The sequence below is a fragment of the Massilia psychrophila genome (assembly GCF_002760665.1).
GTDB lineage: Bacteria > Pseudomonadota > Gammaproteobacteria > Burkholderiales > Burkholderiaceae_D > JAFCUW01.
In genome coordinates this window covers 121,257-140,969 of sequence record NZ_PDOB01000001.1, presented here as the reverse complement: position 1 = coordinate 140,969, position 19,713 = coordinate 121,257, and the positions used below count along the sequence as shown (strand labels likewise).

22 protein-coding genes and 1 tRNA gene are annotated in these 19,713 nt (G+C 62.6%); 11 read left to right on the top strand and 12 right to left on the bottom strand.

Going from position 1 to position 19,713, the window contains the following annotated elements; genetic code table 11:
- The first annotated feature begins 62 nt into the window (after nt 1-62).
- Both CR103_RS00645 and gloA read left to right on the top strand, forming a co-directional pair.
- The gene (locus CR103_RS00645) at nt 63-494 is read left to right on the top strand and encodes an OsmC family protein (protein WP_099914078.1); all 432 of its coding nucleotides are present in this window, start codon (nt 63-65) and stop codon (nt 492-494) included.
- A gap of 69 nt (nt 495-563) precedes the next feature.
- A complete protein-coding gene (gloA, locus tag CR103_RS00640) occupies nt 564-980 on the top strand; it encodes a lactoylglutathione lyase (RefSeq protein WP_099914077.1) in 417 nt (138 codons plus the stop codon).
- Between the two features lie 23 nt (nt 981-1,003).
- Here the strand turns inward: gloA and CR103_RS00635 are convergent, their stop codons facing one another.
- The 4 genes from CR103_RS00635 to CR103_RS00620 form a co-directional block, all read right to left on the bottom strand.
- A complete protein-coding gene (locus CR103_RS00635) occupies nt 1,004-2,365 on the bottom strand; it encodes a TolC family outer membrane protein (protein WP_099914076.1) in 1,362 nt (453 codons plus the stop codon).
- A 62-nt stretch (nt 2,366-2,427) separates the two neighbouring features.
- Nucleotides 2,428-2,751: a rhodanese-like domain-containing protein gene (locus CR103_RS00630; RefSeq protein WP_099914075.1), complete on the bottom strand. Its 324-nt coding sequence runs from the start codon at nt 2,749-2,751 to the stop codon at nt 2,428-2,430.
- A gap of 12 nt (nt 2,752-2,763) precedes the next feature.
- Nucleotides 2,764-3,417 (bottom strand): protein-L-isoaspartate O-methyltransferase family protein, encoded by a 654-nt coding sequence (locus CR103_RS00625; protein ID WP_099914074.1) that lies wholly within the window; start codon nt 3,415-3,417, stop codon nt 2,764-2,766.
- A gap of 163 nt (nt 3,418-3,580) precedes the next feature.
- Nucleotides 3,581-4,225 (bottom strand): TetR/AcrR family transcriptional regulator, encoded by a 645-nt coding sequence (locus CR103_RS00620; RefSeq protein WP_099914073.1) that lies wholly within the window; start codon nt 4,223-4,225, stop codon nt 3,581-3,583.
- A 191-nt stretch (nt 4,226-4,416) separates the two neighbouring features.
- On the opposite strand from CR103_RS00620, the gene CR103_RS00615 reads away from it, so the two are divergent.
- The 3 genes from CR103_RS00615 to recQ all read left to right on the top strand — a co-directional run bounded on the left by CR103_RS00615 (nt 4,417) and on the right by recQ (nt 7,489).
- Entirely contained in the window at nt 4,417-4,695 is a 279-nt protein-coding gene (locus CR103_RS00615) for a YkgJ family cysteine cluster protein (RefSeq protein WP_099914072.1), read from the top strand.
- A gap of 129 nt (nt 4,696-4,824) precedes the next feature.
- Nucleotides 4,825-5,658 (top strand): undecaprenyl-diphosphate phosphatase, encoded by an 834-nt coding sequence (locus CR103_RS00610; protein ID WP_099914071.1) that lies wholly within the window; start codon nt 4,825-4,827, stop codon nt 5,656-5,658.
- Nucleotides 5,659-5,662: 4 nt separating this feature from the next.
- Entirely contained in the window at nt 5,663-7,489 is a 1,827-nt protein-coding gene (gene recQ / locus CR103_RS00605) for a DNA helicase RecQ (protein ID WP_099914070.1), read from the top strand.
- 330 nt (nt 7,490-7,819) lie between these two features.
- Here recQ and trmB read toward each other — a convergent pair whose 3' ends face one another.
- From trmB to CR103_RS23115, 3 genes are all read right to left on the bottom strand, one after another.
- Nucleotides 7,820-8,500, bottom strand: a complete 681-nt coding sequence (trmB, locus tag CR103_RS00595; RefSeq protein ID WP_099914069.1) for a tRNA (guanosine(46)-N7)-methyltransferase TrmB — start codon at nt 8,498-8,500, stop codon at nt 7,820-7,822.
- A gap of 104 nt (nt 8,501-8,604) precedes the next feature.
- A complete protein-coding gene (locus CR103_RS23120; protein WP_229442560.1) occupies nt 8,605-8,979 on the bottom strand; it encodes a c-type cytochrome in 375 nt (124 codons plus the stop codon).
- Complete coding sequence (locus tag CR103_RS23115; RefSeq protein WP_229442558.1) at nt 8,976-9,518, bottom strand: c-type cytochrome; 543 nt, start codon at nt 9,516-9,518, stop codon at nt 8,976-8,978. Before CR103_RS23115 ends, CR103_RS23120 begins: the two co-directional genes overlap by 4 nt.
- A 93-nt stretch (nt 9,519-9,611) precedes the next feature.
- Between CR103_RS23115 and CR103_RS00585 the strand changes: the two genes are divergently transcribed.
- Genes CR103_RS00585 through CR103_RS00570 form a run of 4 tightly spaced genes read left to right on the top strand, consistent with a single transcriptional unit; the run spans nt 9,612 to nt 13,923 of the window.
- On the top strand, nt 9,612-10,004 hold the full coding sequence (locus CR103_RS00585) for a c-type cytochrome (protein WP_229442556.1): 393 nt from the start codon (nt 9,612-9,614) through the stop codon (nt 10,002-10,004).
- 24 nt (nt 10,005-10,028) lie between these two features.
- Nucleotides 10,029-11,012 carry a cytochrome c oxidase subunit II gene (locus CR103_RS00580; protein WP_099914068.1) on the top strand — a complete coding sequence of 328 codons (984 nt, stop codon included), beginning with the start codon at nt 10,029-10,031 and terminating at the stop codon, nt 11,010-11,012.
- Nucleotides 11,009-13,564 (top strand): cbb3-type cytochrome c oxidase subunit I, encoded by a 2,556-nt coding sequence (locus CR103_RS00575; RefSeq protein ID WP_099914067.1) that lies wholly within the window; start codon nt 11,009-11,011, stop codon nt 13,562-13,564. The genes CR103_RS00580 and CR103_RS00575 overlap by 4 nt, the downstream gene beginning before the upstream one ends.
- A 2-nt stretch (nt 13,565-13,566) precedes the next feature.
- Entirely contained in the window at nt 13,567-13,923 is a 357-nt protein-coding gene (locus CR103_RS00570) for a hypothetical protein (protein WP_099914066.1), read from the top strand.
- Nucleotides 13,924-13,947: 24 nt separating this feature from the next.
- Here the strand turns inward: CR103_RS00570 and CR103_RS00565 are convergent, their stop codons facing one another.
- The 3 genes from CR103_RS00565 to CR103_RS00555 all read right to left on the bottom strand — a co-directional run bounded on the left by CR103_RS00565 (nt 13,948) and on the right by CR103_RS00555 (nt 16,136).
- Nucleotides 13,948-15,273, bottom strand: a complete 1,326-nt coding sequence (locus CR103_RS00565) for a PQQ-dependent sugar dehydrogenase (protein WP_099914065.1) — start codon at nt 15,271-15,273, stop codon at nt 13,948-13,950.
- 203 nt (nt 15,274-15,476) lie between these two features.
- Nucleotides 15,477-15,550 (bottom strand) — tRNA-Gly (locus CR103_RS00560).
- 157 nt (nt 15,551-15,707) lie between these two features.
- Complete coding sequence (locus CR103_RS00555) at nt 15,708-16,136, bottom strand: hypothetical protein (protein ID WP_143752484.1); 429 nt, start codon at nt 16,134-16,136, stop codon at nt 15,708-15,710.
- Between the two features lie 137 nt (nt 16,137-16,273).
- On the opposite strand from CR103_RS00555, the gene CR103_RS00550 reads away from it, so the two are divergent.
- Nucleotides 16,274-16,720, top strand: a complete 447-nt coding sequence (locus CR103_RS00550) for an IS1096 element passenger TnpR family protein (RefSeq protein ID WP_099914063.1) — start codon at nt 16,274-16,276, stop codon at nt 16,718-16,720.
- A 71-nt stretch (nt 16,721-16,791) separates the two neighbouring features.
- Here the strand turns inward: CR103_RS00550 and CR103_RS24285 are convergent, their stop codons facing one another.
- Both CR103_RS24285 and CR103_RS00535 read right to left on the bottom strand, forming a co-directional pair.
- Nucleotides 16,792-17,166, bottom strand: coding sequence for a TOTE conflict system archaeo-eukaryotic primase domain-containing protein (locus CR103_RS24285; protein WP_441293453.1), 375 nt, complete (start codon nt 17,164-17,166; stop codon nt 16,792-16,794).
- Nucleotides 17,163-17,708, bottom strand: a complete 546-nt coding sequence (locus CR103_RS00535; RefSeq protein ID WP_099914062.1) for a hypothetical protein — start codon at nt 17,706-17,708, stop codon at nt 17,163-17,165. Before CR103_RS00535 ends, CR103_RS24285 begins: the two co-directional genes overlap by 4 nt.
- Nucleotides 17,709-18,305: 597 nt before the next feature.
- Between CR103_RS00535 and CR103_RS00530 the strand changes: the two genes are divergently transcribed.
- Nucleotides 18,306-19,628, top strand: a complete 1,323-nt coding sequence (locus tag CR103_RS00530) for an amidohydrolase (RefSeq protein ID WP_099914061.1) — start codon at nt 18,306-18,308, stop codon at nt 19,626-19,628.
- Nucleotides 19,629-19,713: the final 85 nt, after the last annotated feature.

Genomic DNA, 19,713 nt, shown 5'->3' with positions numbered 1-19,713 from the left:
TTTCAACCCACCCCGTCCAAGCCATCCGGCCTGGACGGGGTTCTTACAAAAAGGAGCACCTCATGATCATCAAGAAAAGTGGCAGTGCCGTCTGGAGCGGCGGCATCAAGGATGGCATCGGCAGCGTATCGACCGAGAGCGGCGTGCTGGCCAAGGCGCCCTACGGCTTCAACTCCCGCTTCGAAGGCGGCAAGGGCACCAATCCCGAGGAACTGATCGCCGCCGCCCACGCCGGCTGCTTCACGATGGCGCTGTCGGGCGTGCTGGGCGAAGCCGGCATGACGGCGAAGGAAATGAACACGACGGCCACCGTGACGCTCGAAAAAGTGGAAGGCGGGTTTTCGATCAGCGCCGTTCACCTGACGTTGGTGGCGTCGATTCCCGGCGCGAATCAGCACGCATTCGATGCAGCCGCCCTCAAGGCCAAGGAAAATTGTCCGGTGTCGAAACTGTTCAACGCCAACATCACGCTCGACGCGCGGCTACAGGGTTAAGCCGGTCAGCACGAAATCGCCGGAGCGCATAAAATCGGTGCTTCTTGACTCATTTCAGAAAGATTCACGATGCGCATCTTGCACACCATGTTACGGGTCGGCGACCTGCAGCGCTCCATCGATTTCTATACCAAGGTGCTCGGCATGAAGCTGCTGCGCACCAGCGACAATCCCGAGTACAAGTACACGCTGGCGTTCGTCGGCTACGGCAACAACCCCGACCATGCGGAGCTCGAGCTGACGTACAACTACGGCGAGGACAAGTACGAGATGGGCACCGCCTACGGCCACATCGCCATTTCAGCCAACGACATCTACGCTGCGTGCGAACTGGTGCGCGCACATGGCGGCAACGTCACGCGCGCGCCGGGCCCGGTCAAGGGCGGCAGCACGGTGATCGCTTTCGTCACCGATCCGGATGGCTACAAGGTCGAGCTCATCGAACGCAAGGATGGCACCGGCGGCGCGGGACTGAACGCGGGATAGGACGCTCAGGATGAGCCAGTGCGTTACTTCTGCAGCAGATTATTCACCGGCACCAGGTCCCCTTCGGCCAGCGACCCGGACGCCGCTTTCAGGCGCAGGCCATTCATGATCGTGTCGTAGCGCGCGCGCGACAGGTCGCGGCGGGTCGAGTACAACTGGCGCTGCGCATTGAGCACGTCGATATTGATCCGCACGCCAACCTGGTAGCCGAGCTTGTTCGACTCCAGCGCCGACTGGCTCGAAATTTCCGCCGCTTCCAGTGCCTTTACCTGCGCCAGGCCGCTGTTGACGCCGAGGTAGGACTGGCGCGCCGACTGGGCCGCGTTGCGCCGCGTCGATTCCAGGTCGTTGCGCGCCTTGTCTTCCAGCGCGATCGATTCGCGCACCCGGCTGGTCACGGCAAAGCCGTTGAAGATCGGCACGCTCCACTGCACGCCAACCGCGTTGTTGTTGGAGGAACCGGATTGCAAGGTCTGGCCGCTGACCTTGCTGTGGGTCGAACTGGCGACCAGGTCGAGGCTCGGATAGTGGCCCGAGCGCTGGCGGCCGATTTCGCGCTTGGCGACTTCGAGCGACAACTGCGACACCACCACGCCATAGTTCTGGTTCTCGGCCGACGACACCCACGGCTCGATCAGCGCCGGTTGCGGTGACGCCAGCGCAACGCCGGCCTTCAAGGTTGCCAGGCTGGCCGGCATGGTGCCGATGACCGCCTGCAGCGCGCTTTTCTTGTTTTCCAGGTCATTGACGCCGGCAAACTCCTGCGCCACGACCAAGTCATACGCAGCTTGCGCTTCGTGGGTGTCGGTGATGGTCTGGGTACCGACCTCGAAATTGCGCTTGGCCGACGCCAGCTGCTCGGTGGTCGCGGTCTTTTGCGCGCGCGTCGATTCGAGCGTGTCCTGTGCGGCCAGCACGTCGAAGTACGCCTGCGAGACGCGCGTGATCAGGTCTTGCTGGGCCTGGGCAAACTGGGCTTCCGTGATCGACTGCTGGAGCTTGCCTTGCTCGTAGGTCTGCCAGCGGTCCCAGCGAAACAGCGGCTGCGACAGCGCCAGCGTGTATTGGTTGGTGTTGAGGGCCGCGCCGCCGCTGCGCACGGCACCCGGCACGCCGGTCGTCGGCGAGGTAACAACCGCACCTTCGTTGAACGGAGAAAAATTGCCGTCGTTGCGGACATAGCTGCCCGACAGGCCAACCGTCGGCAACAAGCTTGCTTTCCCCTGCGCAATCCGCTCGCGGCCGGCTGTCTGCGATGCGCGCGCACTGGCATACACGGCGTCGTTCGCCAGCGCCTGCTGGTAGACCTGGATCAGGTCGGCCGCCTGGGCGTTGAGCGAAACAAAAGCGCTGGCGATCAGCATGGCGATCAGGGGGTTCTGCATTGCTTTCTCCGTTCGAGACATCATAAAAATAGTTAAAAAGTGCGTCCGCTTCAGCGCTATTATTAGTATTTCGACATCGCCGGATCGACCTGCACAGCCCAGGCGTGAATTCCGCCCGTCAAATTCGTTACCTTACCAAATCCGTTGCGCTCCAAAAAGGCAGCGACGGCCATGCTGCGCGCGCCGTGATGGCAGATGCAGACGATCTCGACATCCTCGTCGAGTTCTTCGATGCGGGCCGGTATCGTGTTCATCGGGATCAGGGTCGAGCCTTCGATGCTGCACGTTGCGAATTCCCAGTTCTCGCGCACGTCGAGCAGCAGCGGGCGCAGACGCGACGGGTCGCCCAGCCGGGCGGCCAGCTCAAGAGCGGTGACGTGTTCCATGGCTGCCCCGGCTTAAAACCTGAAGCGCGACGGCGTCGTCGCCGACGACAGGTACTTGACGTTGGTCTCGAACACCTTGACCGTGTCGTACGCCGTCTCCGACACACGGGTGATGATGCTGGCCGACATCACCGGCGCCATGCCCAGGATCGCGGCGATGCGCCCGCCCACTTTCACTTGCTTGAGAAACGCTTCCGGCAGCACTTCCAGCGCGCCCGAAATGACGATCACGTCGAACGGTGCGCCATTGGTCCAGCCTTGCGCGCCATTGCCCAGCTCGACCGTGACGTTGGTCACGCCGGCGTTGGCCAGGTTCGCCTGCGCCATCGCTTTGAGTTCCGGCAGGATTTCGACGGTCGTCACGTGCCGGCCCTTGTGCGCCAGCAGCGCCGCCATGTAGCCGGAGCCGGCGCCGATTTCCAGCACCGTCTCGTGTTTTTTCAGCTGCACTTCCTGCAGTAGTCGCGCTTCGAGCTTCGGCGTCAACATCGCCTCGCCGCCCGCTAACGGGATTTCGGTGTCGGCGAATGCGAGGTTCTTGCAGGCCGCGGGCACGAATTGCTCGCGCTTGACGACGACCAGCAGATCGAGCACGTCCTGGTCCAGCACGTTCCAAGGACGGATCTGCTGTTCGATCATATTGAAACGGGCTTGCTGAATATTCATGTGAGACTCGGGTAAGTGGAAATGATAATCCGATATTTTATCGTTGAATGGCCTCAGTTCACACATCTTAACGACATGCCTGCCGAGATCGCCTAAAATTGCGACAGTCTGCAGTTTGGAGGGGTTGAACGCCCGCCAAGACCGATATGGCGGTTTTGGCAATTCACGCGGCGGGCTCGGGCAGCAAGCCGTGCAGCGCCATGTCGAGAAAGGCGTCGATAAAAGCGATCGGGTCGAGCGAATTAAGGTCGCACGGGCCCACCGGGTGCTTCCAGGTTTGCAGCATCAGCATCGGCGCAATCAGCACCTGGGTCGTGATGGTGATGTCGATCGGGCGAAATTCCCCGCGCACCACTGCGCGCTCGAGCATGCTGGCGAACATCCGGGTGCCGCGCGCGATCACTTCTTCCTGGTAAAAGCAGGCAATGTCCGGAAAATTGCCGGCTTCAGCCATGATCAGCTTGGTAAGACCCGAGGCTTTGGCCGCTCCCAGGCGCTGCCACCAGTTATGCATTACGCTGCGCAGCAAGTCGGCGCTGTGGCCGTCGAAGCCGGCGATAATGTCTTCGGCGTGACCGATCACCGGCACGACGCTGTCGCGCACCACCGCCTTGAACAGCTCTTCCTTGTTGGTAAAGTAAAGATACAGCGTGCCTTTCGACACGCCAGCGCACTTGGCGACGTCTTCCAGCCGGGTCGAGGCGAAGCCGCGTTCGACAAACAGGTCGAGCGCCGCCGCCAGCAATTCCTGCGGCCGCGCATCCTTGCGCCGCTCCCAGCGCGGCTTGGTGTCAAACGGACATTGCATTGGCGTGTTTCCGGTAACTTACTTGCGGGTCATTAACGACGAGTGAATAATATAGTCGCGCAGGTAGGTGCCGTCAAGCATGCAGCAAGGGCCCTGTACTGTTGTTTGACGGCACTGCGCTCCCTGCGACGCCGCCAAGTCATCGTAGCCAAGTCATCGTATATACTGGCGCCACTTCCAGGACAATCACCATGACCAGCACCAGCACCAGCCATGCCGCCAGTTGCCGCCCCGGCTGCGGCGCCTGCTGTACCGCCCCGTCGATCTCCTCGGCCATCCCCGGCATGCCGAACGGCAAAGCTGCCGGGGTGCGCTGCGTTCAGTTGGGTGACGACAATGGCTGCAAAATCTTCGGCCACCCCGGCCGGCCGGCCGTCTGCGCCAGCCTGCAGCCGTCGCCTGACATGTGCGGCGTCGACCGCGCCCACGCGATGCTGTTTTTGGCCACGCTGGAGCGGTTGACCTGCTGAAAAACAAGGCCTGCCGTTGCGGCCATGCCTGCCACCACAGGCTTGCTCGTGGTAAGCTTCGACCCCGCGCAGTGCCGGCTTTCCGGCTCGCAAATTCCAGATTCCAAACTACCCATCTAAAAATAATACATGGACATCCTTCTTGCGATCAAAGCCATCATCATGGGCCTGGTCGAAGGTTTCACCGAGTTCTTGCCGATCTCGTCGACCGGCCACCTGATCCTGGCCGGCAGCCTGCTCAACTTTACTGGCGAAAAAGTCAAGGTCTTTGAAATCGCCATCCAGGCCGGCGCCATGCTGGCCGTGATATGGGAATTTCGCGTGCGCATCGGCGCCGTGCTGGCCGGCCTGACGAGCGACCCGAAACAGCAAAAATTCGTCGTCAACCTGATCGTCGCGTTCCTGCCTGCCGCTGTCCTCGGCCTGTTCTTCGCCAAAATGATCAAGCAACACCTGTTCTCGCCGGTGCCGGTGGCGTTGGCCTTCATCGTCGGTGGTATCGTCATCCTGTGGGTCGAGAAGCGCAACAAGAGCCGCGTCGGACTGGCCCGCATCGAGTCGGTCGACGACATGACCATCAGGGACGCCTTCAAGATCGGCTGCGCCCAGGCGTTCGCGCTGATCCCGGGCACCAGCCGTTCGGGCGCCACCATTATCGGCGGCATGCTGTTCGGCCTGTCGCGCAAGGCTTCCACCGAGTTTTCGTTCTTCCTCGCCATCCCGACCCTGCTGGCGGCCACCGGCTATTCGGTCTACAAGGACCGCGCACTGCTATCCGTGGCCGACCTGCCGCTGTTTGGCATCGGCGGCGTCGCATCCTTTATTTCGGCGTTCCTGTGCGTACGTTGGCTGCTGCGCTTCATCAGCACGCACGACTTCACCGTGTTTGCCTGGTACCGCATCGTGTTCGGCATTGTCGTCATCGCCACTGCCCATTACAACTGGGTCGTGTGGGCGGATTGATATCATGAGTAGCGACATCGGCGCGCGCGCCCTCGAACAACTGCAAACCGTGTTCGGCTACCCGGCCTTTCGCGGCCAGCAGGGCGACATCGTCGAACACGTCGCCAGCGGTGGCGACGCGCTGGTGCTGATGCCGACCGGCGGCGGCAAGTCGCTGTGCTACCAGATTCCGGCGCTGCTGCGCGACGGCGTCGGCGTGGTGGTGTCGCCGCTGATCGCGCTGATGCAAGACCAGGTCGACGCGCTGGCCGAAGTCGGCGTGCGCGCCGCTTTCCTCAATTCGACCCAGACGTTCGAAGAGTCGATGCGCATCGAACGGCTGGTGCGCACCGGCGAGATCGACCTGGTGTACGTCGCGCCCGAGCGCTTGATGACGCCGCGCTGCCTGGAGCTGTTCGAAGCGTCGAAGATCGCCCTGTTCGCGATCGACGAGGCGCACTGCGTGTCGCAGTGGGGCCACGATTTCCGCCCCGAATACATCAAGCTGTCGATCCTGCACGAGCGTTTTCCGGACGTGCCGCGCATCGCGCTCACCGCCACCGCCGACCACCAGACGCGTACCGAAATCGCGCTGCGCCTGCAGCTGGGTGACGCGCGCAAGTTCGTCTCGTCGTTCGACCGCCCCAACATCCGCTACCAGATCGTCGAGAAAGCCAACGGGCGCAAGCAGCTGCTCGACTTCATCAGCGCCGAACACGTTGGCGACGCCGGCATCGTCTACTGCCTGTCGCGCAAGAAGGTCGAGGAAACGGCCGAATTCCTCAATGAGAACGGTATTCGCGCCCTGCCCTACCACGCCGGCATGGAGTATCCAAAGCGCAGCGCCAACCAGTCGCGCTTCCTGCGCGAGGAAAGCATCGTGATGGTGGCGACGATTGCCTTCGGCATGGGCATCGACAAGCCGGACGTGCGTTTTGTCTGCCACCTCGATCTGCCCAAGAGCATCGAGGGCTACTACCAGGAGACCGGGCGCGCCGGGCGCGACGGCCTGCCGGCCAGCGCCTGGATGGCGTACGGCCTGCAAGACGTGGTGCTGCAGCGCCGCATGATCGACGAGTCCGAGGCCGACGAAACGTTCAAGCGGGTGCTGTCGGTCAAACTCGACGCCATGCTGGGGCTGTGCGAGACCATGAGCTGCCGGCGCACGCGCTTGCTCGAATATTTCGGCGAACGCTCGAGCCCGTGCGGCAATTGCGATACTTGCCTGGTCCCGCCGGTGTCGTTCGACGCCACCGTGCCGGTGCAAAAGCTGCTGTCGGCGATCTACCGGGTCGACCAGCGCTTCGCCGCCGGCCACGTGATCGACGTGCTGCGCGGCGTGTCGACCGACCGCATCACCCAATGGCACCACGATTCGCTGTCGGTGTACGGCGTCGGCAGCGAGAAAACCGAAGCGGAATGGCGCGCCATCCTGCGCCAGACCATCGCGCTCGGGCTGGTGACGGTCGACCATGAAGTCTACAGCTCATTGAAGCTGACCGACGCGGCGCGCCCGGTGCTCAAGGGCGGCCAGAAGGTGCAGCTGCGCCAGTACCAGAAGCCGGTCAAGCAAAAGCGCGCTACTACCTCCTCCACCGCCAAGGGCCACGTCGAGATGGACCTGTCGAAGTCGGAGCAGGCCATTTTCGAGAAGCTGCGCTGGTGGCGGGTCGAGACCGCGCGCTCCCATGGCGTGCCGGCGTATGTGATTTTTGTGGACGCCACCTTGCGCGAGATCGCCAAAGTCAAGCCGACGTCGCTGCAGGACCTGCGCGGCGTAACAGGCGTGGGCGAAAAAAAGCTGGTGTCGTACGGCGACGAGATCGTCGCCCTGATCAGCGAAATGCTCTGATTATTTTAAATAAGTACATCGCCGTCAGTCCCTGAACAGGTGGGCGAACGTGCGGCTGACCGGCAGTTTTTCGTCGCTCCCGCGCAGCAGCGCCTCGGAATCGGCCAGCACTACGCGCGTCGACCGCATACTGGTCGTAGGCGGTGGCGAAGACAATGTGCGCCAGCTTGCCGATACGCTCGGCCACTTCTCGTCGTCCTCATTTGGCCGCTTCGATTGGCACGACGATGTCGGCGATGGTGCTTGGCCCGGCGTCACGCGGCGTCACGCTTGCGTTGTCGCCGCATGCCATCTGGAGCCGGCGCCGCAGGGACGAACGACGAATCGGGCTTACTTTTTCGCAAACACCAGGTCCCATACGCCGTGCCCGAGCTTGATGCCGCGGTTTTCGAATTTTGTGAGCGGACGGTAGGCCGGCTGCGGCGCATACCCTTCGGCGCTGTTTTGCAGCAGCGGCTCGGCCCCCAGCACATCGAGCATCTGCACCGCGTAGTCTTCCCAATCGGTGGCGCAATGCAGGTAGCCGCCGGGCGCGAGCTTCTCGGCCAGCAGCTTGACTAACGGCGGCTGCAGCAGGCGGCGTTTGTTGTGGCGCGCCTTGTGCCACGGATCCGGAAAAAAGACGTGGACGCCGGCCAATGACGCGTCGGGGATCATCTGGTTGAGCACCTCGACCGCGTCGTGCTGGATCAGGCGCAGGTTAGTGACCCCCTGCTCGCCGATCTGCTTGAGCAGGCTGCCGACGCCCGGCGTGTGCACTTCGACGCCGATGAAATCCTTGTCAGGCATGCTTCTGGCGATGTGCGACGTGGTGTCGCCCATGCCGAAGCCGATCTCGAGGATTACCGGCGCCTTGCGCCCGAACGCTTGCTCGAAGTCGAGTGGCGCCTTGGCGTATTCGATCAAAAATTTCGGCCCCAGTTCTTCCAGCGCGCGCGCCTGGGCGATCGAAAGCCGGCCGGCACGGGTGACGAAACTGCGGATGCGGTGCTCGGTAGGGTCGTACAACATCGGGCGGGCGCTGCCGCCTGGAGGAGAATCTGAAGACATGGGATGCGATGGTAAAAAATAAGGTTCGGGCGTCATTATATCTTGCAAGCTACGTTCGCTTTCGCTTAGCGCCGGGTCAGCAAGTAGGCCGACATGTCGCGCGCATCCGCTTGCGTCACGTCGAGCACCGGCATGGCGGTGAGCGGGTCGATCTGCCTCGGGTTGCGGATCCACCTGATCAGGTTTTCCTGGTTGTTCGGCAGCGAGCCGGCGATGAATTTGCGCTCGGCCAGGCCGCCTAGCGGCCGGCCGACAAACACCTCTGACCCGGTCACGCCGGGAATCATGTGGCATGCGCTGCAGGCATACTGGGTCAGCGCCACCTTGCCGCGCTCCGGGTTGCCGGCCAGCGCAGATAGCGCGCGGCGCTCGCCGCAGGCGCTCAGCGCCAACGCCAGTGCGGTCGCCAGCACTGCCGCCGACAAGATCGCGCGCCTCATCGGCTCGCCTCGCGCGCGGTGATTTCGTCGTAGGCTTTCGGCGTCAGCGAAGGCAGCCGGTGCATGAACGCGACCACCGCCCACAGGTCCTCGTCGGCCAGGTGGTATTCCCACGCGGGCATGCCGCTCAGCTTGATGCCATGGCGGGTGATCCAGTACAGCTCGCCGGCTTTCCAGCGCCGCGTGGCGCCGACCAGGGGGCCAGGCAAGGGCTGCATGCTCTTGCCCCAGTCGGACTGGGCAAAGCCGGGCCCGCCGTGGCACTGCGCGCAGTTATCGCGGTACACCTGCGCGCCGCGCCGTATCTGCCGCGGCGCCGTCAGCGCCGGCACCGTCACGGCGCGCGCATGGTGGCGAACCGACTCGCGCATGCCCTGTTCCAGCACGCTATAAACAACTTGAAAGTGCTGGCGTGTCGCGCCGACGTTGTACCAGCCGGCCTTGAGCACGACGACGCCGAGCAGCACGCCCGCCAGCGCCGCCAGCACCAGGGTGGTGGCGGCGGTGATAAGAATCAGGCGCGTGCGGTTGGAAGGCATGGGGGAAGCGCTCGGTAGCGCGTTCGGTTGAAAAAAACGCCAGCATTTTTTCTTGTATTATATATAGCAATTAAGCTTTCGCAGGGTTCAACCGTGCGCGTGTTTCCCACCCATGCAGCCTCAGCCGGTGCCGTTGCGGCGGCATTTTTTTTTACATTGGCGCTGGCTGCCTGCAGTGAAAGCCCGGCGCCGCTGCGCGTGGTGGGTGGCGATGCGACACTGGGTAGGCGGCTGATCGGCCAGTACCAGTGCGGATCGTGTCACACCATTCCTGACGTCCCCGCGGCGCGCGGCACTGCCGGTCCGTCACTCGATCGCTTTGGCCGCAACAGCTACATCGCCGGCGCCATTCCCAACCAGCCAGATGCGCTTGGCGCTTGGCTGGTGAACCCCGCCGCCGTCAAGCCGGGCACGTCGATGCCGGACCTGGGCGTCTCGCCCGGCGAAGCGCGCCACATGGCGGCCTACCTGTACACGCTGCAATGAGCACGCTGCAATGAGTACGCTTCAATGAACGTTCCCTCGCAGTCGGTGCTGCATCCGGCCGGACCTGACGCGGTCATCATCGGCCAATTCGCGTGGGTGATGTTCGGCGCCGGTGCGCTGATTTTCATTACCGTCATGGCGCTGCTTGCGCTCGGGGTGCGCGGCCGGCCACGCCCTGTGCGTCCGATGCGCTGGATTGCCGGCGCCGGCATTGCGTTCCCCGCCGTGGTGCTGTCGGCGCTGCTGGCCTGGAGCACCTGGCGCAGTGCGCAGCTGACGCCGCAGTCGTCGCAGCAGTCGCTGGCCATCTCCGTCACCGCCAAAATGTGGTGGTGGGAAGTGCGCTACCGCGACAAGGCGAGCGGGCGCGAAGTCATCACCGCCAACGAAATCCACATTCCCGTCGGACGAGCGGTCTACCTCGGGCTCACTTCCAGCGACGTCATCCACAGCCTGTGGGTGCCGGCGCTGAACGGAAAAAGAGACATGGTGCCGGGCCGCGTGACGGGCCTGACCGTACACGCCGATACGCCCGGCGTGTACCGCGGCCAGTGCGCCGAATATTGCGGTGAGCAGCACGCGCGCATGGCACTGCACGTGGTGGCCGAAACGGAGCAAGAGTTCGACGCCTGGCTGGCGCGCCAACTGGAGCCGGCCGCACCGCCGCGGGATGCCTTCCTGGCGCGCGGGCGCCAGGCGTTCATCGACCAGCGCTGCGGCGCCTGTCACACGATCCGCGGCGTGACCGGTGTGACCGGCGTGGCTGGTGTGGCTGGTGTGGCAGGTGTGGCAGGCCTGGTTGGCGAACCACGGCTGGGACCGGACCTGACCCACGTCGGCAGCCGCCTGCACATCGCGGCCGGCACGCTGCGCACCCACCGCGGCACGCTGGCCGGCTGGATCGCCGATCCGCAGGCCATCAAGCCTGGCGCGCGCATGCCTGCTGCCGCCGATCTTGACGGCGAGTCGCTGCGCGCCCTCGCCGCCTACCTCGAGCATCTCAAATGACAGCCGCCGTCCCTGACACCCTGCCCAGCGCCCTGCCCAGCGCCTTGCCCAGCTCCTTGCCGCGCCCCGCCGGGGAACTCGAACGCCTTCAAGCGGCGTGGAAGACGCCTGTCGGCTGGCGCTTTTTCTCCAGCGTCAACAACACCAGCATCGGCCTGCTGTACATCGGCACGGCACTGCTGTTCTTCGTTCTCGCCGGGATTCTGGGCCTGATGATGCGCGCCCAGCTCGCAGTGCCGGAAAATACCCTGCTCAGTGCCGCCACCTACAACCAGGTGTTCACCATGCACGGCACGGTGATGATGTTCCTGTTCGCGATACCGGTGGTCGAAGCGATTGCGGTCTACCTGCTGCCCAACATGCTCGGCGCGCGCGACCTGCCGTTCCCGCGCCTGTCGGCGTATGCGTTCTGGGCCTATGCGATCGGCGGGCTGGCATTTTTCTGCACCCTGTTCGCCGGGCTGGCGCCGGACGGCGGCTGGTTCATGTATCCGCCGCTGACAGGCAAGCAGTATTCGCCTGGCCTGAACGCTGACTTCTGGCTGCTCGGGATCGGCTTCATCGAAATCTCGGCGATTGCCGGCGCGATCGAACTGATCGTCGGCATCCTGTTCACCCGCGCGCCCGGCATGACGCTGGGCCGGATGCCGGTGTACGCCTGGGCCATGCTGGTGGTCGGCGTGATGATCGTGTTTGCCTTTCCCGCCATCATCGCCGGCACCGCGCTGCTCGAGCTCGAGCGCGCCTACGACTGGCCGTTTTTCATCGCCGACCGCGGCGGCGACCCGATCCTCTGGCAGCACCTGTTCTGGTTCTTCGGCCATCCCGAGGTGTACATCATCTTCCTGCCGGCGGCCGGCATGGTGTCGACCATGATCCCGACGATTGCCGGCACGCCGCTGGTAGGGCGCACCCAGATCGTCGTGGCGCTGGTGGCGGTCGGGTTCTTCAGTTTTGCGCTGTGGGCGCATCACATGTTCACCGCCGGCCTGGGCGTGCTGGAGATGAGCTTCGTGTCCGCCGCCAGCATGGCAGTTGCAGTGCCGACTGCGATCCAGCTGTTCGCCTGGATCGCAACGCTGTGGCGCGGCACTGTGCGCATCACCGGGCCGACGCTGTTCCTGCTCGGCTTCATGTTCATTTTCGTGCTCGGCGGGCTGACCGGCGTGATGGTGGCGGTGCTGCCGTTCAACTGGCAGGTGCACGACACCTATTTCGTGGTCGCCCACTTTCACTACGTGCTCATCGGCGGCATGGTGTTCCCGGTGTTCGCGGCGATGTATTACTGGATCCCGCTCATCAATGGCAACCGGTTGTCGGAGCCGGTGGCGCGCTGGGTGTTCGCGCTGATGTTCGGCGGCTTCAACCTGGCCTTCTTCCCGATGCACATCACCGGCCTGCTCGGCATGCCGCGCCGGGTCTACACGTACGCGGCCGACCTGGGGTGGAACGGCCTGAACCTGGCGTCGACGGTGGGCGCCTTCATCCTCGCCGCCGGCGTACTGCTGTTCGTCGCCGATGCGGTGCGCACTTTCCGCAAGGTCGGCAAGCAGGTCGGCAACCCGTGGAAGGCGGCGACGCTGGAATGGCTGCCGTCGGAATACTACAACAACCGCAGCATCCCGCACATCACGTCGATGGAGCCGCTGTGGGACCAGCCCGGGCTCGCCGCCGAGGTCGAGGCTGGCCGCCACTACCTGCCGGGCAGCGCCAGCGGCAAGCGCGAAACGATCGTCACCAGCCCGGTCAGCGCCGAGCCGCGCTACGTACTGATCCTGCCGACCGACAGCTGGTGGCCGCTGATTGCCGCCGCCGGCACGGCCGGCTTCTTCCTGCTGCTGACCGTCAAGATGACGCTCATTGCGTTCGCTTGCGGCATCGCTGCGGTGACCGCCATCATCGTCTGGCTATGGCAGGGCGACCGGCCGGCGCCGATCGAGACGGCGAAAGTATCGGACACGCTGACGCTGCCGGTCGGCGCCACCGGCGCGGCGGCGCCATCGTGGTGGGCGACGATCATCATGCTGGTGGTCGACGCCAGCATCTTCGCGTCGTTCGTGTTCGCCTACATTCACATCTCGATGCGCCTGACGGTGTGCCCGCCGCCGAATGCCGCGCTGGCCGATCCGCTGTGGCCGTGGCTGTCCGGCAGCCTGCTGGTGGCCGGCTCGGCACTGTTCGCCCTAGCGCGGCGCAGCATTGACATCGGCACCGGCGCCGGCAAGCCGGTCCTGCCATGGCTGGTGCTGGCCGCGCTGGCGTGCATGGGCGCCGCGTTCGCCTGCGACTTCAACGGCCATCGCCTGGCAGGACTGGAGCCCACCAGCCTTGCATGGAGCGCGGCGGTGGCGGCGCTGCTGGCCTACCAGGGGCTGCACGTTGCCGGCATCGCGCTGGCCGCACTGTACCTGTGTGCGCGCGCGTGGAGCGGACACGTGACGTCCGCCAGCCGCGCCACGCTCGACAACACCGCGCTGATGTGGCATTACACGACGCTGCAGGGCATTGCCGCGTCGCTGGCGATCCATATCGTGCCAACGCTGATGGGGTGAACATGAGCGACCGCTTTTTCATTCGGCTGCTGTACGGGACCTTGCCGCTGCTAGTATGGGCGTTTCACTTCTTTGCCGTCTACCTGTTGGTGGCGGCGCAGTGCAGCCCCGCGCTCATCACGCCGCAGGCGCCGCGCCACGCGATGCTGGCGATGTTGTCGGTACTGGCGCTCGGCGCGTGCGCGACGCTGCTGTGGCGTGCCCGCGCCACGCTGCGCGATGGCGCGAAAGATGGCGCGAAAAACGACGCGAACACCCCCCGCCTGCTTGACTGGGCGCAGGCCGGCGGCGCAGTGCTGGCAATGTTGGGAGTCATCTGGACCAGCGTGCCGGTGCTGATGATCGACGGCTGCGGCTAGCTTCGCTGGCGCACCATCGCACCATCACTGCATCGCGGCAGGCCTGACGCGCCACACCGCGTTGCCGACGTCGTCCGCCACCAGCAGCGCACCAGCCTTGTCCACCGCGACGCCGACCGGGCGGCCGAAAGCGTCGCCGTCCTGGTTGACGAAACCGGTCAGGATCTCGGCAGGTTTGCCGCTCGGCTTGCCGTTTGCAAAGGGGACGAACACGACGTTGTAGCCACTGAGCGGCTTGCGGTTCCACGATCCGTGCTGGCCGATAAAGGCGCCGCCCGCGTACTGCGGCGGGAACAGGCTGCCCTCGTAAAATACCAGGCCAAGCGCGGCCACGTGCGCGCCGAGCGCGTAGTCGGGCACAATGGCTTTCGCTACCATGTCGGGCCGCGGCGGCGTGACCCGGGCGTCGACGTGGCTGCCGAAATAGCTGTACGGCCAGCCGTAGAAACCGCCGTCCTTCACCGACGTCAGGTAATCGGGCACCAGGTCGCTGCCAAGTTCGTCGCGCTCGTTCACGACCGTCCACAGCGCGCCGCTGTGTGGCTGCCAGCCCATCCCGTTGGGATTGCGCAGGCCCGATGCGAACAGCCGCGTGGCGGCGGTTTTCAAGTCGATTTCAAGGATCGCCGCGCGGTTGGTTTCCTTGTCGATGCCGTTCTCGGCGACGTTGCTGTTCGAGCCGACGGTGGCGTACAGCTTGCTGCCATCCTTGCTGGCGATGATGTTCTTGGTCCAATGATGATTGATCGGGCCGCCCGGCAGCGCCGCCACCGTGACCGGCGCGGCGTTGACCGCCGTCTCGCCGGCGCGGTAAGGGAAACGCACGACGGCGTCGGCGTTGGCGACGTACAGCACGTCGCCGACGAGGGCGATGCCGAACGGCGAGTTCAGGCCCTTGAGGAATTCGGTGCGGGTTTCAGCGACGCCGTCGCCATCGGCATCGCGCAGCAGGGTGATGCGGTTCGCACTTGGCACCGCGGCGCCCGCCCTTTCCATCACCTTCTTCATGATGAACCCCTTGATGCCCTTGCCGGCTTCCGGCCGCGGCGGCGCATTGGTCTCGGCCACCAGCACGTCGCCGTTAGGCAGCACATACAGCCAGCGCGGATGATTCAGGCCGGTCGCCAGCGGGTTGACCACCATGCCCGCCGCCGCCGTCGGCATGACGCCGGCAGGCCAGCCCCTGGCGGGCGCAATGTCCACTGTCGGGATGAGCGACTTGGTGGGCGCCGGAATCGTCGGCGCCGGGCCGACACCGGCAAACGCCGGCAGGCGGGATTTTTCGGCGCAGGCGGCAACGCCGAGCAGCAGGCCGGCGGCCAGCAGACGGCGGGAAGTGGCGTCACGCATTGAGGATCTCCTTGGACAGTTGCGATGGAAGCAATCCGGCCAATTCTATATACATTCGATAACGTCGATCGCGCGATACGGCGCGCGCGGCAAAGCCGCAAGGCATCATCATTGCCTGCATCGTCGGTGCGTTGGGAAGCGAAGAAAACTGATGCGGCGCGAACTGGCCGGAAAGGGCGAAATCAACTGGTCGTTGATCTGGCTGGAGCGGGTGAAGGGAATCGAACCCTCGTCGTAAGCTTGGGAAGCTTCTGCTCTACCATTGAGCTACACCCGCGACAGTCGCATTCTACGCGGGTTTGACGCCGTTTGACAAATTTCAGGCTCAGCAGGTGTGATGGAAAATGGGATGGCCGGTAATCGCCAGATTTTTCTTTTCAAATGCTGGTCGGTAACGATCAGGATGGTGACAAACATGAGACTGCGATTGAATCTTAGTACCGAGGAGCGCACGACGCGCGGGCGAGATGGGGCAGCAGGTAGCCGACGAATTCGAGGTGCACCTCAACAATGTCGAGAACTGGCGCCAGCTCAGCGATTTGGCCCGTAACGCGGGTGGCACCTCCAGGACACTGTAGCGCCGGTGGGAGCGCGCGGATCATACGCCGCTCAGCCGCAACAGCATCAAAGAGTATTTGAAGAGCATGGCGTTTCGCTACAAGCGTTGCCGCCCCAGCTTGATACACTGCTATGATCATGGATGGCTCAGCCACTGTGTGCCCAACCGGGTGCTCGCCGTACTGGCAGAGGCTCATCAGCGCTGTCGCGCCGGATGACGCGAGGAGCGTTGTCGCCGACGTCATCTCTTTTAACATCGGGACGATCTTCAGCAATTTTTTGTAGTTTTCTTGATTTACGTTCATGTCGGTAAACCGCGTTGGTTTCGTTATCGATACCATCCCGCTTCCGTCCAATCCAGGCAAGCGTTTTCACCGACGCCGCCCTGGACGTAGATGCAAGCACTCACGTCACCACACCGAATATTTTCAACAGACGAGCAATGAGCGGAATTTTTACAATGGTAATCGAGTGCGTCGGCGGCAGGCATTTCAAAGAGCCGTACCAGTTCGTATTGGACGTGCCGGTCGAATCGACGCTGGGGGACTTGGCGTCGTACATCCTTGGCATGCTCGACTTCGAGGACGACGATCACTTGGACGAGTTCTACCTCGCAAACGGTACGCACGGCAAGAAGACATGGTTCACGCCAGACGGCGAATGGGATGAGGACGACGCGCACGTCACGGATATCCGCTTGTCGAAAATATTTCCGCTGCCCAAGCATAAGAAGCTGTACTATTTTTACGATTTCGGCGCTTCTTGGTGTTTTCAGATCACCAAACAAGGCCGGCAGACAGCGGCGCTGGCGGCCAACAGATATCCGTGCATCGTGTCCGAAACGGGCGCCAAGCCGAAGGAGTTCGGCGACAATGAGGACTGGGATTGACCCTTCTCGCGCAGCATGTCGTCTTTGAGGCCACGTATTGACCCCACGCCGCGCGATCAGCGCCACTGCCGTCACCGTCTTGCCAAAGGCAGCGGGAGCACACAGCACTCCTGCATCGTGGCCAAGCATTGCAGCAACAGCAATTTCCTGGTCCAATCGCAGCGTGCCGGCAAAATCGACAGCGAGCGCCTCCCCCGCAAACCTCTCAAATCTCTCATCAGTGAGATCGCAGCCGATGCCCGCGCCTTATAGACCGAATCGGACAGCTTCTTCAATAAACGATTGCCGCATTGCCCACATTTGATACGCGGCTTATCGCATATCCCGGTGCACCATTCGTTGGCGCAGGCCGGCGCATAAACCGATTTCCCCGTACTCGTGCTTTCCCATCGGTTCGGATAGACATCGGTGCGACCGCGAAAAAGACGCCGAAACAGCGCGATCAATTATTGAGCCCGTATTTTTCCTGCAAATCGTCCATCTCATCACCCACTCCGTATCCGAAGTTGTGGCAGGTATATCCGACAGCGGCGAGCCGCTCCCGCAATGCCAGGCGCTCGATCTCAGGCAAACTGGAACTCGTTTTTAATGCCAGCTCGAACATCCGTACCAATGCATCAAAATAACCTTCGTCCTCCATGCCGAACTCATTACAAAACCCCGATGCTTGTTCGCAGTAGTACACCATCAATTCGACTAACGCATCGGCTTGACCGATGGCCTTTTTATAGTCAGCAATGGCTTTCTTAGCCTTGGATACTGATGTCCCCTGATTCCTGTACACATCAGGCGAGATCCAGCGTGCTATCGCGCTCTTGTACGGTCCAAGCACATCGCTGCCGAGGTCAAGTCGTGCATGAAGAAAGTCCCGATTTTCCTTTACACCCGCATATAAGCCCTGCACAAGTGCAAGCAGCGCCGCACGGTCAAAATTGCTAAGGGCACCCTTAACGTCGCTCCAGGTTGGAGATGCTTTCTTTGTCGCCATGACTGGTCGTAATCCTGTTTGATGTAGACATCGATGGCATGTGCACCAGAGGGCCGCCCATACCTGTTTCGTGGCGATTATGCCAGGTTTGATGTCGGTGTCGGGTTGCCAGAAGATCGCAGTCCACGGTATTCTGCCCAAACAGCGAAGTATCGTAAATCGGGTGTAACGCTTAACGGAGGAAGCTGTCGATGACCGACGGCGCGATTCGACAACTCCAGCTTTTGCGAACACATCAGCAGCTTTTCTGAACCATGGTGGGGTCGAAAATGTGATGGCTGTGAACTCCTTCGTTTGCGTGGAGTCGTTGAGATTGGTAATTTTTGCGCTTTTGGCACGATGTTGCCCCCCCCGAACTGCCGGTAAGGCGATCGCGGCCACGCCAGACGTGTGAGGCGAATTGTCACCCTTCCGCCTACTTTTCGGTATAGGGTTGATAATATTTTTATCCTTGGTTTGATTCCGCCCCGGATTTGGTGCACCGCCCAGCCCCTTGTCTCGTTGATCATTTTTGCTCAATGCAAAAAAGTTACTTGCGTTTCATATTTGCATGTAAATTATGTGTTGTCGAAGTTTCTACCAGAGAAGGTTTGCCTGATGAAAAAATACCTCGTTGCCGCCTTTGTAGTCGGAGCGACCTGCGCGTTGCCTGCTGTGGCCGGCGATTTGTCGCAGGTCATTGCCAAGGATTACGACAACCACCTCGCTTCGCTGTTTGACTATTTCCATCGAAACCCCGAACTATCTTTCCTCGAAACCAAAACCGCAGCGCGCCTTGCAAGCGAATTGCGTGCGGCCGGCTTTCAGGTCACCGAAGGCGTCGGCAAGACTGGCGTAGTGGCGATCCTGAAAAATGGCCCGGGGCCAATGGTCATGATGCGGGCCGACATGGACGGCTTGCCGATGCTCGAAAAGTCGGGGCTGGCCAATGCCTCGAAGGCAATGCAGAAGGACACCGAGGGGACGCTGACACCGGTGGCGCACTCCTGCGGTCACGACGTCCACATGACCAGCCTGGTTGGCACCGCGCGCCGCATGGCAGCCGAACGAAACACATGGTCAGGCACGTTGATGCTGATCGGCCAGCCGGCTGAGGAGCGCATTGGCGGGGCGCTATTGATGATGAAGGACGACTTATGGAAGCGCTTTGGCCAGCCAGACTACGCCCTGGGCTTTCACGTCAAAGCCGATATGGAAGCAGGCAAGGTGCACGCCTCTGAAACGTCGCCGTATTCGGGCGCCGACACCATGGAGATCCTGATCAAGGGCGTGGGTGCGCACGGGGCGCAGCCACACCGCGGCAAAGATCCGGTCGTGTTGGGCGCACTCATCGTGGTGGGGCTGCAAACTATCGTCAGCCGTGAGCTCGGTCCACGCGAGCCGGGTCTGATTACGGTCGGATCCTTCCATGGCGGCACCAAGGCCAACATCATCGGCGACAACGCCAAGCTGCAGTTAACAATTCGCAGCGAGAGCGCGGCCACGCGCAATTTGCTTCTCAAGGCCATCAAGCGCATGGCCGAAAATACCGCGCGCGCTGCTGGCATGGCCGAGAATGAACTACCGGAAGTAAACTTGGTCGATACGCCGGCACTGCCGGTTTTGAACACTATCGCTTTGGTGCAACGCCTTAAGGCGGCGTGGATCGCGCAGATGGGGACGAACGCCTTTGGCGAAGAGGTGTTCCGCGAAGGAATGGGGGCCGAAGATTTTCCTCAATTTACTACCGAGCCGTATATCCCCAGCGTCTATTTTACGGTAGGCGGGACGCCGGCGGAAGACATCGCGCGTGCCAGCGCGGGCACATTGACTCTTCCGACACATCATAGCCCATTGTTTAAAATTGCACAGGGCCCGGCCGTCAAGACCGGCGTCGAGGCTACAGTCGTAGCACTACACGAGCTGATGCCAAAGAAATAGATCCGGCTTGCTGAAGCATCAATAGGGGCGCTATGGCGTGGAGACGCGCGAACAGCCGGATCGATATCGCTGAGTCGTTGAGCGC